General features: G+C 71.5%; 14 protein-coding genes and 1 tRNA gene. 8 read left to right on the top strand and 7 right to left on the bottom strand.

Annotation, left to right across the window (positions count from 1 at the left end):
* The first annotated feature begins 5 nt into the window (after positions 1-5).
* Positions 6-88, top strand: a tRNA-Leu gene (locus BLR91_RS07385).
* 5 nt (positions 89-93) lie between these two features.
* Here BLR91_RS07385 and BLR91_RS07380 read toward each other — a convergent pair.
* A complete protein-coding gene (locus BLR91_RS07380) occupies positions 94-594 on the bottom strand; it encodes an FBP domain-containing protein (protein ID WP_018191163.1) in 501 nt (166 codons plus the stop codon).
* An 84-nt stretch (positions 595-678) separates the two neighbouring features.
* Here BLR91_RS07380 and BLR91_RS07375 point away from each other — a divergent pair, with 84 nt between their 5' ends.
* The gene (locus BLR91_RS07375; RefSeq protein ID WP_020077522.1) at positions 679-1002 is read left to right on the top strand and encodes a thioredoxin family protein; all 324 of its coding nucleotides are present in this window, start codon (positions 679-681) and stop codon (positions 1000-1002) included.
* A gap of 30 nt (positions 1003-1032) precedes the next feature.
* Here BLR91_RS07375 and BLR91_RS07370 read toward each other — a convergent pair whose 3' ends face one another.
* Positions 1033-1809 (bottom strand): hydrolase, encoded by a 777-nt coding sequence (locus BLR91_RS07370; RefSeq protein WP_089876071.1) that lies wholly within the window; start codon positions 1807-1809, stop codon positions 1033-1035.
* Between the two features lie 97 nt (positions 1810-1906).
* Here BLR91_RS07370 and BLR91_RS07365 point away from each other — a divergent pair, with 97 nt between their 5' ends.
* Positions 1907-2938 (top strand): LLM class flavin-dependent oxidoreductase, encoded by a 1032-nt coding sequence (locus tag BLR91_RS07365; protein WP_089876073.1) that lies wholly within the window; start codon positions 1907-1909, stop codon positions 2936-2938.
* Positions 2939-3070: 132 nt separating this feature from the next.
* Positions 3071-4006, top strand: a complete 936-nt coding sequence (locus BLR91_RS07360; RefSeq protein WP_089876075.1) for a hypothetical protein — start codon at positions 3071-3073, stop codon at positions 4004-4006.
* A gap of 99 nt (positions 4007-4105) precedes the next feature.
* Here BLR91_RS07360 and BLR91_RS07355 read toward each other — a convergent pair whose 3' ends face one another.
* The gene (locus BLR91_RS07355) at positions 4106-4573 is read right to left on the bottom strand and encodes a VOC family protein (protein ID WP_089876077.1); all 468 of its coding nucleotides are present in this window, start codon (positions 4571-4573) and stop codon (positions 4106-4108) included.
* A 67-nt stretch (positions 4574-4640) separates the two neighbouring features.
* Here BLR91_RS07355 and BLR91_RS07350 point away from each other — a divergent pair, with 67 nt between their 5' ends.
* Positions 4641-5429, top strand: coding sequence for an SGNH/GDSL hydrolase family protein (locus BLR91_RS07350; RefSeq protein ID WP_089876079.1), 789 nt, complete (start codon positions 4641-4643; stop codon positions 5427-5429).
* Between the two features lie 104 nt (positions 5430-5533).
* Here the strand turns inward: BLR91_RS07350 and BLR91_RS07345 are convergent, their stop codons facing one another.
* Entirely contained in the window at positions 5534-7996 is a 2463-nt protein-coding gene (locus BLR91_RS07345; protein ID WP_089876081.1) for a phosphoketolase family protein, read from the bottom strand.
* A 100-nt stretch (positions 7997-8096) separates the two neighbouring features.
* Here BLR91_RS07345 and BLR91_RS07340 point away from each other — a divergent pair, with 100 nt between their 5' ends.
* Genes BLR91_RS07340 through BLR91_RS07330 form a run of 3 tightly spaced genes read left to right on the top strand, consistent with a single transcriptional unit; the run spans position 8097 to position 10496 of the window.
* Entirely contained in the window at positions 8097-9002 is a 906-nt protein-coding gene (locus BLR91_RS07340) for an alpha/beta fold hydrolase (protein ID WP_231918846.1), read from the top strand.
* Positions 9003-9011: 9 nt separating this feature from the next.
* Positions 9012-9581, top strand: coding sequence for a GNAT family N-acetyltransferase (locus BLR91_RS07335; protein WP_089876085.1), 570 nt, complete (start codon positions 9012-9014; stop codon positions 9579-9581).
* 27 nt (positions 9582-9608) lie between these two features.
* Positions 9609-10496 (top strand): EamA family transporter, encoded by an 888-nt coding sequence (locus BLR91_RS07330; RefSeq protein ID WP_089876087.1) that lies wholly within the window; start codon positions 9609-9611, stop codon positions 10494-10496.
* Positions 10497-10561: 65 nt separating this feature from the next.
* Here BLR91_RS07330 and BLR91_RS07325 read toward each other — a convergent pair whose 3' ends face one another.
* The 3 genes from BLR91_RS07325 to BLR91_RS07315 are packed head-to-tail and all read right to left on the bottom strand — an operon-like array spanning position 10562 to position 13492.
* Positions 10562-11521 carry an ABC transporter permease gene (locus BLR91_RS07325; RefSeq protein WP_089876089.1) on the bottom strand — a complete coding sequence of 320 codons (960 nt, stop codon included), beginning with the start codon at positions 11519-11521 and terminating at the stop codon, positions 10562-10564.
* Positions 11508-12443: an ABC transporter ATP-binding protein gene (locus BLR91_RS07320; RefSeq protein WP_020077511.1), complete on the bottom strand. Its 936-nt coding sequence runs from the start codon at positions 12441-12443 to the stop codon at positions 11508-11510. The genes BLR91_RS07325 and BLR91_RS07320 overlap by 14 nt, the downstream gene beginning before the upstream one ends.
* Complete coding sequence (locus BLR91_RS07315) at positions 12440-13492, bottom strand: LolA family protein (RefSeq protein ID WP_089876091.1); 1053 nt, start codon at positions 13490-13492, stop codon at positions 12440-12442. The genes BLR91_RS07320 and BLR91_RS07315 overlap by 4 nt, the downstream gene beginning before the upstream one ends.
* Positions 13493-13646: the final 154 nt, after the last annotated feature.

Here is a 13646-nt window from a genome sequence, read left to right as displayed (position 1 = left end):
TGTGCGCCGCTGTGGCGGAATGGCAGACGCGGAGCACTCAAAATGCTTTGTCCGAAAGGGCGTGTGGGTTCGAGTCCCACCAGCGGCACGACTTCAGATGCGGGCGCCGACCACGGTCGCGGCGAAGCGCCGGGCGCGCTCGGCGAGGCCGGCGATGCGGTCCTCGACCACCTGATCGGCGTCGAAGCCCACGTACGACGGCGGCGGAGTACGACGCACGTTGGCGCTGCACTCGAAGGCACCGCACACGTGCGTCCCGACGGTGTCGCCGTTGCGGCCCGGCTGACCGGCGCGGCGCGCCGACCAGAACCAGACGTCGTTGGTGAGGTGCACATCCTGGCACCAGCCGCACATCGACGGCACATGTGACCGCATGGAGGCCTCAGAAGCGCGGAGCACGATGCCCACCGGTCCGTCCGCCGTCGGGATGACGACGTAGCCGCGCTGCGGGAGCCTCGGGTCGCGCCAGCCGAGGTACTCGCGTCTGGCCCAATCCACCTCGTGCAACCCCGGGGGAAGCGGAAGCTCTTCTGCTTCGCTGCGGGAGCAGTTGACGAACGACTCGCGGATCTGCTGCGGGCTCAGGATCTCCATGCGCACCTCCTCCTCCCATGCTCGCACAGGATCGGAGCAGCACCGCTTGACCCTGCCCCCGTGGTCAGGGCTTAGCGTGCTCGCATGACCACGATCGAGAGCGTCACCGACGCCACTTTCCAGGAGGCCGTGCTCGCCGCCCCGGGCACCACCGTCGTCGAATTCTGGGCGGAATGGTGCGGTCCGTGCCGGGCGCTGAGCCCGATCCTGCAGCAGCTGCAGGAGGAGCACGCCGACCGCATCCGCATCGTCAAGATCAACGCGGACGAGAACATGGAGAGCACCGTCGCCTACAAGGCGCTCGCCCTGCCGGTGATGAAGGTGTTCCGCGACGGCGAGGTGGTGAAGACGATCATCGGGGCGAAGCCGAAGCCCGCGATGGAGATGGAGCTCGCCCCGTTCCTGTGACCCGCCGCCGACCCGCCACGCGAGGGACCGTCAGGTGAGGTGGTCGAACGTCCCGCTCACCCACCCGATGTAGCGGTCGGCCGATCGCAGCACCGCGTCTCGCGCATCCCGCGGGATGACGTTGGCGAGGTTGCCGTACATCCGCTCGAACGGCCGGTCGCAGACCGTGTCGGCGATCCGCCGCACGACGGCGGCCGACAGGGGGATGTCGTTGGGGAAGCTGCGCTGGAAGGTCACCCACCGCTGCGACGGCCCGGGGAACACCGTGTCGCCGCTGAGCACGACCCCTCGGTCCCAGTGCACGACCGCGCTCCCCGGGAAGTGGCCGCCGATCGTCCGCAACAGGACGCCGGGGAGCACCTCCTCCTCGCCGGTCCACGACTGGATGGCCGGGTCCTCCCGCTGCACCCAGTGGCGGTCGGCCGCGTTGACCAGCACCGGCGGGTCGCCGAGCATCCTCGACCAGGTCACCTGCGCGCCGAACATGTGTGGGTGACTGGTCGCGATGACGGCGACCCCGCCGAGGTCCTGCACGGCGGCCGCGGCCGCCTCGTCGACGTAGCCCGGCGGGTCCCAGAGCAGGTTGCCGTCGGGAGTGCGCAGCAGGATGCCCTGCTGGCCGATCCCCACCTTCGGCTCGCTGCGCAGCCCGTACAGGTCGGGCTCCAGTTCGACGACCACGACGCGCTCGCCCTCGCGCTGCAACCGCTGCAGCGTCGTCCACTCCTGCCCGGTCGGTGGCACGTACTGCCGCTCGTCCTCGCAGATCGGGCAGCGCTCCGGGGGCTCCTCCCCCGACGCCGTCATCACAGGCGCCGTCTCCACGGCACAGGTCGCACACAGCCACTCCGCCACATCCGGGACTCTAGCCCGACGGAATAGGCTGCGACCAGGACCGATTGGAGTGGATGTGAAACGCATCGGGTTCCTCAGCTTCGGGCACTACCAGCCCATCCCCGGCTCCGTGTCGCGCACCGCCGCGGACGCCCTCCACCAGGCGATCGACCTCGCCGTCGCCGCGGAGGAGCTGGGGGCCGACGGCGCCTTCTTCCGCGTGCACCACTTCGCTCCGCAGCTGGCGTCGCCGTTCCCGCTGCTCGCCGCCATCGGTGCGCGCACGTCGCGCATCGACATCGGCACCGCGGTGATCGACATGCGGTACGAGAACCCCCTCTACATGGCCGAGGATGCGGCGGCGGCCGACCTGATCTCCGGCGGCCGGCTGCAGCTCGGCGTCAGCCGCGGGTCACCCGAGACGGCGCTGCGCGGCTCCGAGTCGTTCGGGTATGTGCCCGCGGAGGGCGAGTCGGATGCGGACATGGCCCGGCGCCACACCGAGCTGTTCCGCGCGGCGATCGCCGGCGCGGGCGTCGCCGAGGCGAACCCGGCGATGACGGGCGGGCAGCGTGGCGCACTGGCGATCGAGCCGCAGTCGCCGGGACTTCCCGACCGGATCTGGTGGGGCGCCGGCACGCGCGCGACAGCCGTGTGGGCCGCCGAGCAGGGCATGAACCTGATGAGCTCGACACTGCTGACGGAGGACACCGGCGTGCCGTTCTCCGACCTCCAGGCGGAGCAGCTGCAGCAGTACCGCGACGCGTGGAAGGCCGCGGGCTGGGAGCGCGAGCCGCGCGTGTCGGTCAGCCGCAGCATCCTGCCGATCACGACCGACCTCGACCGGCGCTACTTCGGCGCCTCCGCCCTCGCCGACCGGCACGACCAGGTCGGCCACCTCGACGGCGGGCTGGCGCGCTTCGGCAAGAGCTACGTGGGCGAGCCGGAGCGGATCGTGGAGGAGCTGCGCGAGGACGCCGCGGTCGCCGACGCCGACACGCTGCTGGTGACCGTGCCGAATCAGCTGGGCGTCGAGTACAACGCCCACCTGCTGGAGACGATCGTCACCCAGATCGCGCCGGCGCTGGGCTGGCGCGACTGACGAAGCGAGGCGCACGGCGCGGACGATGTACCCCGAATGCGGCATAGACGTATTCCGGGATACTGCGATGATGGTCGTACCGCACACCCGAATCTGCGGTGACCGTACCGTTCCGCGATCAAAGGGTGTGCCATGCGAGCTCCGACTCTCCGCTCAGCGATCACGTCGGCCGCGCTCGCGCTCGTCATCGGCGGTTCCCTCGTCGCAGCGGCCCCGGCGACCGCGGTGACCCAGCGCGTGGACGCCACGACGCCGTCCTCGGCGATCACCAGCATGTGGGCGTGGGGCAACCCCATCGACCCGGCGACGGATGCGCGCGGCGAAGGGCTGCCGCAGTTCGAGCCGCAGGCGCTCGCCGACTTCGCGGCGGCCCACCACCTGCGCACCGTCTTCCTGTCCGTGCCGTGGGCAGCCGACGAGGGAGCGTTCGGCGTCTGGCTCACGGATGCGGTCAACGCTCTGCACGCTGCGGGCGTGACCAAGGTCGCGGCCCTCGGCGGCGATCCGGCGTGGGCGGACGACCCGTCGCTCGCGGCCACCTGGACGTCCGCCGCCCTGCGCGCCGCCCCGTTCGACGCGGTGCAGTTCGACGTCGAGCCGTGGGTGGTGTCCTCGGACGACCAGCTCCCCGCCGTCGTCGCGCAGCTCCAGGCGATGTACGACGCGGCCCGCGTGGCCGCCGGGACGGTGCCGATCGGCGCCGACCTGCCGTGGTGGCTCGCGGCCAAGCCGCAGCCGGGAGGCGGAACCGCGTTCGACGCGCTGCTCCCCCACCTGAAGTCGGTCGCGATCGTGGCGTTCAGCGACCACGCGGCGGGCACCGACGGGATCGTGGCGCTCGCGAAGCCCGCGGCGACGGCGGCCGCCAACAAGCGCATCCCGTTCACCATCGGCGTGGAGACGGACACGCCCGAGGTCGCCGGCGGCCCGGCTGCGACCTTCGGCGATGACAGCGCCGCCCTGCTCGAGTCGGAGACGGCGAAGGTCCGCACGGCCCTCGGCGGCCTGCGCGGCTACGGCGGCGTCACGGTCGAGCACCTCCTCGCCTGGCAGACCCTCATCGGCTGACCTCCGCCCCTCCGCGTCCTCGGCGAGGTGCACGTTCTTGCGGCCGACACGCCGTGCGCGGGCGCAACAACGTGCACCTCGCGGGATGCGGTCGGGTGATCAGCGGCCGTCGGCGGCGGCCTCCAGCGCGGCGATGTCGAGCTTGCGCATCCCGAGCATGGCCTGATTCACCCGGGCTGCACGCGCCCGATCCGGGTCGGACTGCAGCTCGATCAGGCGTCGCGGAACGATCTGCCAGCTGACGCCCCAGGGGTCCTTCAGCCAGCCGCACATGCTCTCCTCGCCGCCGTCCGCCGTCAGCGCTTCCCACAGCCGGTCGACCTCGGCCTGGTCGTCGCACAGCACCGACAGCGAGAACGCCTCGGTGAAGCCACCGGCGGGGCCGGTGTTCATCGCCTGGTACTCGACGCCGGCGAGCGTGAATCGCAGCACGACGAGGCCGTCCGGCATCCCCTCGCCGAAACGCTGGACCTCCACGATCTCCGAGTCGGGGATGAGGGACGTGTACAGCCGGGCCGCCTCCTCCACCCCGCTCTCGAACCACAGGAACGAACTGACCTTCTGCATGGGTGTCCCCCTCCGGGCGTCGCTGCCGATGCGGCCCATGGTAGCCGTGCGGAGTAGCGTTGCACCCGTGTCCAGCACTGCATTCGCCAGCTACATCGCCATCGGGGACAGCTTCACGGAGGGGGTCGGCGACGAACTCCCGGACGGCCGGGTGCGCGGTTGGGCCGACTTCGTCGCGCTCGGGATGGCCGCAGCGGCCGACGGTCCCTTCCGGTATGCGAACCTCGCGGTCCGCGGCCGCAAGCTGGGGCCGATCGTGGCCGAGCAGGTCGAGCCGGCGATCGCCCAGCATCCCGACCTCGTCAGCCTCAACGGCGGCGGGAACGACATCATGCGACCGCGCGTGTCCATCGACGGCGTCGCGCGGACGCTGATGGATGCGGCGGACCGGGTGGTCGCATCCGGCAGCCACATGCTCCTTCTGAGCGGCGCGAACCCCAGCGCGCACCTGCCCCTCGGCGGTCTCATCCGGCGCCGCGGCGAAGAGCTGGCCGCCGCCGTGCGGGCGATGCTGCCGCGCGAGGGGATCACGTTCGTCGACAACTGGGCGGACCAAGGGCTGGAGGACATCCGCTACTGGTCGGAGGACCGCCTGCACCTCGGTCCGCTCGGTCACGCGCGGGTCGCGAGCAACGTGCTCACCGCCCTCGGCATCCCGGTCCCGAGCGAATGGGGTGTGGAGGAGGTCGCCGCCGCGCCTGCCGGCGAGAGCACGCGCCGCACGGCGGAGTACTACCGCCGTTTCGTGCTGCCGTGGATCGGCCGCCGCCTCACCGGGCGGTCCTCCGGCGACGGCCGCGCCGCGAAAATGGCAACCCTCACCCCCGTCGACCCGGAGTCCGCCCACCCCCTCTGACCCGCCTCAACGCCGCCCCGCTGCCGTTGAGTTGACGTGACACGCCGTCCCGCGCTCGGCGCGGACGGCGTGTTGCGTCAACCAGAGTGCATGGGAGACAGGGGTCAGTCGTTGTCACCGCCGGTCGTGTCGAAACGGGTGGTGCGCTCGCCGCCGGCCCACGTCCACTCGGCGACCTCCGGGATGTCCTCCCCGTGCTCGCGCGTGTACTGCCGAGCGCGCAGGCGGGCGTCCTGCATCTCCTGCCGCAGCTCCGCCTCACGCGTCGCCAGACCGGGGACGCGGTCGATCACGTCGATCACCAGGTGGTAGCGGTCGAGGTCGTTGAGCATCACCATGTCGAACGGCGTCGTCGTGGTGCCCTCCTCCTTGTAGCCGCGCACGTGGAGGTTGTCGTGGCCGTTGCGACGGTAGGTGAGGCGGTGGATGAGCCACGGATAGCCGTGGTACGCGAAGATCACCGGCTTGTCGGCCGTGAACAGCGCGTCGTACTCGCGGTCGTTGAGGCCGTGCGGGTGCTCGCCCTCGCTCTGCAGCCGCATCAGGTCGACGACGTTGACCACGCGCACCTTGAGGTCCGGCAGGCGGCGGCGCAGGATGTCGGCTGCGGCGAGCGTCTCCAGCGTCGGGATGTCGCCCGCGCAGCCGAGCACCACATCAGGCTCCTCCCCCTCCACCTCGGTGCCGGCCCACGGGAAGATGCCGATGCCGCGCGTGCAGTGCGCGATGGCCTGCTCCATCGTCAGCCAGTTCGGCGCGGGCTGCTTGCCGGCGACCACGACGTTGACGTAGTCGACCGAGCGCAGGCAGTGGTCGTACGTCGACAGCAGCGTGTTCGCGTCGAACGGCAGGTACACGCGCACGACGTCGGCCTTCTTGTTGACGACGTGGTCGATGAATCCCGGATCCTGGTGGGAGGCGCCGTTGTGATCCTGCCGCCAGACGTGCGAGCTGAGCAGGTAGTTGAGGGAGGCGACCGGCCTCCGCCACGACACCTCGCCCGCCGACTTCAGCCACTTGGCGTGCTGGTTGAACATCGAGTCGACGATATGGATGAACGCCTCGTACGACGTGAAGACGCCATGGCGGCCGGTCAGGAGGTAGCCCTCCAGCCAGCCCTGGCACTGGTGCTCGCTCAGCACCTCCATCGCCCGGCCGGTCGGCGCGAGGTGGTTGTCGTCGTCGATCGGCAGGTACCCGGCGTTCCACTGCTTGCTGGTGGTGTCGAAGACCGCCTGGAGGCGATTGGAGGCGATCTCGTCCGGGCCGAACAGCCGGAAGTCGTGCGGGTTGGCGATCATCACGTCCCGCAGCCACTCGCCGAGCACGCGCGTCGCCTCGGCCACGGTCTCGCCGGGCTGCGGCACGTCGACGGCGTAGTCGCGGAAGTCGGGCAGCCGCAGGTCGCGGCGCAGCAGGCCGCCGTTCGCGACCGGGTTGGCACTCATCCGCCGCTCGCCCTCCGGCGCGAGGCCGGTGATCAGCTCGACCGGGCGTCCCTGCTCGTCGAACAGCTCCTGCGGACGGTAGGAGGCCATCCAGCTCTCCAGCAGGCGCGTGTGCGCCTCGGTGTCGCGTGCGTTGGCGAGCGGGACCTGATGCGAGCGCCAGTTGTTCTCGGCGGGGTGCCCGTCGATCTCGGCGGGGCACGTCCATCCCTTCGGGGTGCGCAGGATCAGCATCGGCCAGGCGGGGCGCCCGTCCAGCTCGTCGGCATCGGCGTCCGCCTTGATCTGCGCGATCCGGTCGAGGATCTCGTCCAGCGTCGCCGCCATCCGCTTGTGCACCTCGCGCGGGTCTTCGCCGTCGAATCCGCCCGAGACGATGTACGGCGTGTAGCCGTAGCCGCGCATGAGGTCGAGCAGCTCGGACTCGGGGATGCGCGCGAGCACCGTCGGGTTGGCGATCTTGTAGCCGTTGAGGTGCAGGATCGGCAGCACGACGCCGTCCTGCTTCGGGTTGAGGAACTTGTTCGAGTGCCACGCGGTGGCCAGCGGGCCGGTTTCGGCCTCGCCGTCGCCGACGACCGCCGCGACCAGCAGGTCGGGGTTGTCGAAGGCTGCGCCATACGCGTGCGACAGCGCGTAGCCGAGCTCGCCGCCCTCGTGGATGGAGCCGGGCGTCTGCGGCGCTGCATGGCTCGGGATGCCGCCCGGGAACGAGAACTGGCGGAACAGTCGCCGCAGGCCGTCCTCGCTCTGGTCGATGGCGCTGTACAGCTCGCTGTAGGTGCCGTCGAGGTAGGCGCCGGCGACGACGCCCGGACCGCCGTGGCCGGGGCCGGCGACGAAGAGGGTGTTCAGGTCGCGCTCCCGGATCACCCGGTTGAGGTGCGCGTAGATGAAGTTGAGACCGGGCGTCGTGCCCCAGTGACCGAGCAGCCGGGGCTTGATGTCGTCGCGCGAGAGCGGGCGCCGCAGCAGCGGGTTGTCGAGCAGGTAGATCTGCCCGACGGAGAGGTAGTTCGCCGCGCGCCACCAGGCGTCGATGCGGTCGAGCGTCTCCTCGCTGAGGTGGTGGACGCGCTGGTCGGTGGGCCGGTCGGACGCAGTGGTGGTCTCGGTCAACGGGTGCTCCCTGCTCGGTGACGTGTCCCGCGCGCGGAGGGGCCCGGCGCAGGGTGGGCTCCTCGCGCATCCTACGGCCGGTCCGCTCCGAAGAACAGGAGTGGAACAGACGATGGTGGAGACGGATGCCGGGCCGGTGACGGTGCACAGAACGGCGCGTGAATCCGCGGTGGCGACCATCCTGCTGCACGGAGCGGCGGGATCGTGGACGACGTGGGAGCCGATGATCGCCGCGGCCGCGGCTGCCCGCGGCTCGGCCGTCCCGGATCTGATCGTCCCCGATCTTCCGGGCTGGGGAGACTCCCCCGCCGAGGTGGCGTCGCTCGACGCCGGCGTGCTCGCGTCGAGCGTCGCGACCGTCGCCCGCGCGCTCGGGTTCCAGCGGTGGCGCGTGGTCGGGCACTCGCTCGGCGGGTTCGTCGCGCTCGAGCTCGCGGTGCGTGAGCCGATCGCCACGGAGTCGGTGGTCCTGGTGTCGGCCACGACGTTCGGCGGGCAGGCTGATCGGCGCGGCACCGCATCCCTGCTGTACCGCCACGCACCGCTCATGCTCCTGCTCGCCGGGATGCGCATGCTGGCCGCGCTCGGACCGGCCGGGCTCCGGCTGGTCCGGGCGCTGGAGCCGATGCGGTTGCTGCCGCTGCTCATCGCCCCGTTGTTCTCGGCGCCGGTCCCCGGCTCCGCCCGCGAGCTCGCGCGCGATCTGCGGCCCGCCGCGTTCGTGCGCGCGGTCGCGTGCGCGCGGCGGTACCCGGCGGCCGAGCGCTGGGCGCGCATCCGGTGCCCGGTGCTCTCCCTGCACGGCGACCAGGACGTCTTCGTCACGGCGGCGGACGACGCCGGGCTCGCGGCCATCGTCCCGGGGCTGCGCACGCGCATCCTCCCCGCCACCGGGCATTTCGCGCACGTCGAGCATCCCTCGCTCCTCGCGGCACTGTGCCTGGGCGCGGCCGGTGAGGCAGGCGGCGACAAACCACCCCTGGCCCGTGTCACCCGTGCGCGCTAGCGTCGAAGCATGAGCGACACCGTGGTCCGTCCCGTCGACGACGCCGTGTGGGGCGATCTGGAGACCGTGTTCAGCACACCGGGAGACCCATCGGGATGCTGGTGCCAGTGGTTCAAGGTGCCGCGGTCGCAGAACGACCGGCTCTCGGTCGACGAGCGGCGGGAGCTGCTGCACGACCAGGTGCGGGAGGGCTCCCCCGGGGTGATCGCCTGGGTCGACGGCGAGCCCGCCGGCTGGGCGGCCATTGAGCCGTATTCCGCGTATCCGACGCTCGCGCGCTCGCCCATCACCAAGCGGCGCGAGGGCGACCCCGATGACCCCTGGGCGGTCACCTGCTTCGTGGTCCGCTCGGAGTTCCGCCGTCAGGGCGTCGCCCGGATGCTGCTCGACGGCGCGGTGGAGCATGCCCGAGCCCAGGGCGCCGAGTCGGTCGAGGGGTACCCGGTCGACACGGAAGTGCGTCCGTCGCTGTCGGCGGCGGAGCGCTATCACGGCACCGTCTCGCTGTTCCTCGACGGCGGGTTCGAGGTGGTGCGCCGTCCGAGTGCGACGCGCGCCATCATGCGCCGGGCGGTCTGAGCCCCGCCGGCCGGTAAGCTCGACCGGGTGAGCTCCACCCGTCGCGACCGCCTCGTCGGCGCGGGTACCCAAGTGGCGACGGAAGTGAGCATCAACTACGGCTCGGCGCTGGCCGGCCTCCTCATCCCGATCGTCGGATCCGTCGTCGTCGTCGCCGCACGGCAGGTCGTGACGGCCGCGGCCGTGCTGCCGTTCTACCGGCCGCGCCGCGCGGAACTGACGTGGCGGCGGCTGTGGCCCGCCCTCGCGCTGGGCGTCGTGTTGGCCGCCATGAACCTCAGCTTCTACGAGGCCGTCGGGCGACTCGGGCTCGGCATCGCGGCCACCATCGAGTTCCTGGGCCCGTTCGCCCTCGCGCTGGCCGGATCCCGTCGCCTGCTGGATGCGGGATGCGCGGTGGCCGCCGCCGCGGGCGTCCTGCTCCTCACGGCGACCGAGGGGACGGTCGACCCTCTCGGGGTCGCGCTTGCGCTGACCGCCGCGGCCGCCTGGGCGGCCTACATCCTGCTCACCCGTCAGGTCGCGATGCGGCTGCCGGGCCTGGAAGGCCTCAGTGTGGCGAGCATCGTCTCCACAGTATTGACCGTGCCCATCGCGCTCGTCGTCATCGACTACAGCCGAGTGGATGCGCGGGTGCTGCTCCTCCTGCTGGCGCTCGGCGTGCTGTCGTCGGCCGTCCCGTACAGCCTGGATACCTTCATCCTGCGCCGGATCACTCCGCGGCTGTACGCCGTCATCACGAGTTTCGGGCCGGTGGTCGCCACCGTGTTCGGGGTCATCGTGCTGGGCGAGCACTTCACGCTCATCCAGCTGGTCGGCATCGTGGTGGTGTGCCTCGCGGCCGGGATCACCATCGCGACGCAGCGCGACCATCCCCGCTCCGAGCTGGAGCAGACCGCCGAGTCCGTGCCCTGACCCGCGCCTGTGGGACGCAACACGCCGTTATGCGCGCCGCATAACGGCGTGTCGCGCCCCACGGATCAGCTGAGGATGTCCTTCGTGGTGAACCGGCCGACCGCCAGCGCCCCGAAGACGACGATGTAGCCGAGCTGCAGCAGCGCGTTGTCGCCGAACGAATCCCACGAGATCGGATCGCGCAGGAAGTCGCCGAACCCCAGCCAGTAGTGGCTGAACAGCCAGGGGTGGAGCCCCTCCAGCTGCGGCAGCTGGTCGAGCACCTGCGAGACGACCGCCAGCACGGCGGTCGCGGCCATGGCGCCGACCGGGACGTCGGTGAGCGTCGACAGGAACAGCCCGATCGCGCACAGCCCGAGCAGCGACACCACGATGTAGAGGGCGATCAGCAGCAGGCGGAAGTACGCCTCCCCCATGCTCACCTGGATCCCGGACAGCAGGGTGACCGGGCCGATGGGGAACAGCAGCATGCCGATCAGTGCTCCGGCCAGCCCGACGACCAGCGCGGCCGCGATGCAGAAAACCGCGCTCCCGGCGTACTTGACGGCGAGCAGCCGGAGCCGCCCGGCCGGAGCGATGACGAGGTAGCGGAGGGTGCCGTGGCTCGCCTCGCCCGCGATCGTGTCACCGGCGACGACGCCGATCGTCAACGGAAGGAACAGGGGGACGCACACCACGAGGGCGGTGAACGCGACGAACAGCCCATTGGAGGTGATCTCGCTCAGGAAGGCCGGACCGCGCGAACTGCCGCCGGTGACCCGCACCGCGATGGCGATCAGCAGCGGGATGGCCGCGAGAGCACCCAGCATCGCCCAGGTGCGCCAGCGCCGGAACATGACCGAGATCTCCGATCCCAGCAGCGCCCATCCCCCGCTCGGACGCTCACGACGTTCCGCGACCCCGCCCGCCGGGCGCGTGACGGACGGCTGGATCGCCTGCTCGGTGCCCGTCGGCTCGGCGGCGGGCGCCGCTCCCGAGAGCTCACTGCTCGGCAGCTCACTGCTCGGCAGTTCATTGCTCGACATCGAAGCCCTCCCCCGTGAGCTCCACGAAACGCTCCTCCAGGCTGGAGGAGCGCACGGCGAACCCACGCAGCCGCACTCCGTCGCCGACCAGCGCCGCCGACAGCTCTTCGGCCGCCGGAGCAGCGTCGCCCAGGGACGCCTCGACTCCGTTGCCCGTCACGACGGGGTCCAGACCGAACCGGCTCAGCACACCGACTGCCTGTGCCGCATCCGGCGTCTCGACCGCCACTCGCGGACCGGACGCGCTCCGGAGCTCGTCGAGCGACCCCTGCGCGACCAGCCGGCCGGTGCGCATGATCGCCGCGTGCGTGCAGACCTGCTCGATCTCGGCCAGCAGGTGACTGGAGACGAACACCGTCGTCCCCTCGTCGGCGAGCGACCGCACCAGCGCGCGCACCTCGCGGGTGCCCTGCGGGTCCAGCCCGTTCGTCGGCTCGTCGAGCACCAGGAGGTCGCGGTCGGTCAGGAGTGCGCCCGCGATCCCGAGGCGCTGCTTCATCCCGAGCGAGTAGGCGCGGACATGCTTGCCGGCCGCGTGCGACAGGCCGACGCGTTCGAGCGCAGCCTCCACCCGCGCGCGGCGGGTGGCGCCCGGAGCGTAGCGGTCGGCGGTGTCGCGCCGCATGAGGTTCGCCGTGCCCGAGAGGTATGGCGCGAACGCCGGCCCCTCGACCAGCGCACCGACCCGCGGGAGCACGCGTGCGCCGCGGTCGGGCATCGCCTCCCCCAGCACTCGGATCGACCCGGCGGACGGGGAGACGAGGCCGAGCAGCATCCGGATGGTCGTGGTCTTGCCCGACCCGTTCGGGCCGAGGAAGCCGAACACGGAACCGCGCGGAACGTTCAGGTCGAGGCCGTCGACGACCGCCCGCGACCGGAAGCGCTTCGTGAGCCCGCTGGTCGCGATCGCCGCGTCGGTCACTGCGCGGTCGCCTGCGCCGCCGCGGTCTGCAGAGCCGAGACCGGGACGGATCCGGCCAGGACACGGCCGTCCGCGGTGATGAGCACCGACACCAGCGAGGAGCTCAGCGCCCGGCCTCCGTCGACCGGCTGGGTCAGCTGCTGGAACAGCGGGTCGTCGGCCACCCCGGCCGGAGCCGAGCCCGCGGGCAGGGAGACGACGGTCGCCCAACCCTCGCCCGAGACAGCGGGCTTCGGGTGCGAGCCCGCGGCATCCTTGAACTGGTCACCGGTCGGCAGCTTCTGCTCGGACACGCTCGCACCCTGAGGCGGCGTGAACGAGAAGACACCGGCATCCGGCTTCTGGTCGCTGAACGCGGTGAAGCCGGCCTCGAAGGCGGGCGCGCTCGCGCCACGGGCGGTGACGGCGACCTTCAACGGGATGCCGGTCTTACCGTCGACCGCGATGGAGACGGTGCCGATGAGGGTGGCGTCGGTGCGCGGGGTCAGCACGAGGTCGTATGCATCGCGTCCGGCCACCTTCGTCTCGTCGCCGAGGGTCACCTTCGTGGACGGGTCGACCGCCGCGAGGAAACGCTGCGCCAGCTGCGACGGCGTCAGGGCCGTGGCGTCCGGAGTAGGCGTTGACTTCGCGTCGGTGTCCGGGAGGGTCGCGTGGGCGACCTTCTTGCCGTTGGACTCGTACAGCCAGAGGTCGTCGCCGTTGCGGATCGCATCCCGCTCGGCCAGCTTGTCGAGCACCTGGACGCGTACGTGCGTCGGGCCGTCGACCCACACCTTCGCGGTGTGGTCGGCGAGAGCCAGTTCGAGCAGGCTCGCGGCATCGCCGTCGTCCATGCCCTTCGACGTGGTCGCGGGGAGCTCGGGAAGTCCGAGCTCGGAGCTCTGCTCGACCGTGCCGGAGAACGACCGCGTGTCGCTCGCGGCGACCAGCCGCAGCACGTCGGAGGGCGACTTCACGGGGAGGTCCGACGCTCCGGCGGCGAGGGGCGAGACGATGACGGCGGCGGCGATCGCCACGGGGGCGACGACGGCGGGCGCCCAGCGCATCCAACGGTGTTCCATAGCCCGAGGATACGCGCGCCGGAGCGCCCCCGACCCTCCGGATTGGCTGGCAAAGCCGGACTTCATCCCCCGGTCGTACCCCGCGTCATCCCTGAGGACGACGCCCCGGAAGCCCGACCCGGTCGCCGCGCTCAGAACC

Origin of the sequence: Leifsonia sp. 466MF, from assembly GCF_900100265.1 — a bacterium.
Taxonomy (GTDB): domain Bacteria; phylum Actinomycetota; class Actinomycetes; order Actinomycetales; family Microbacteriaceae; genus Leifsonia.
The sequence above is the reverse complement of the archived record's forward strand: the minus strand, read 5'-3'. Positions and strand labels throughout refer to the sequence as shown.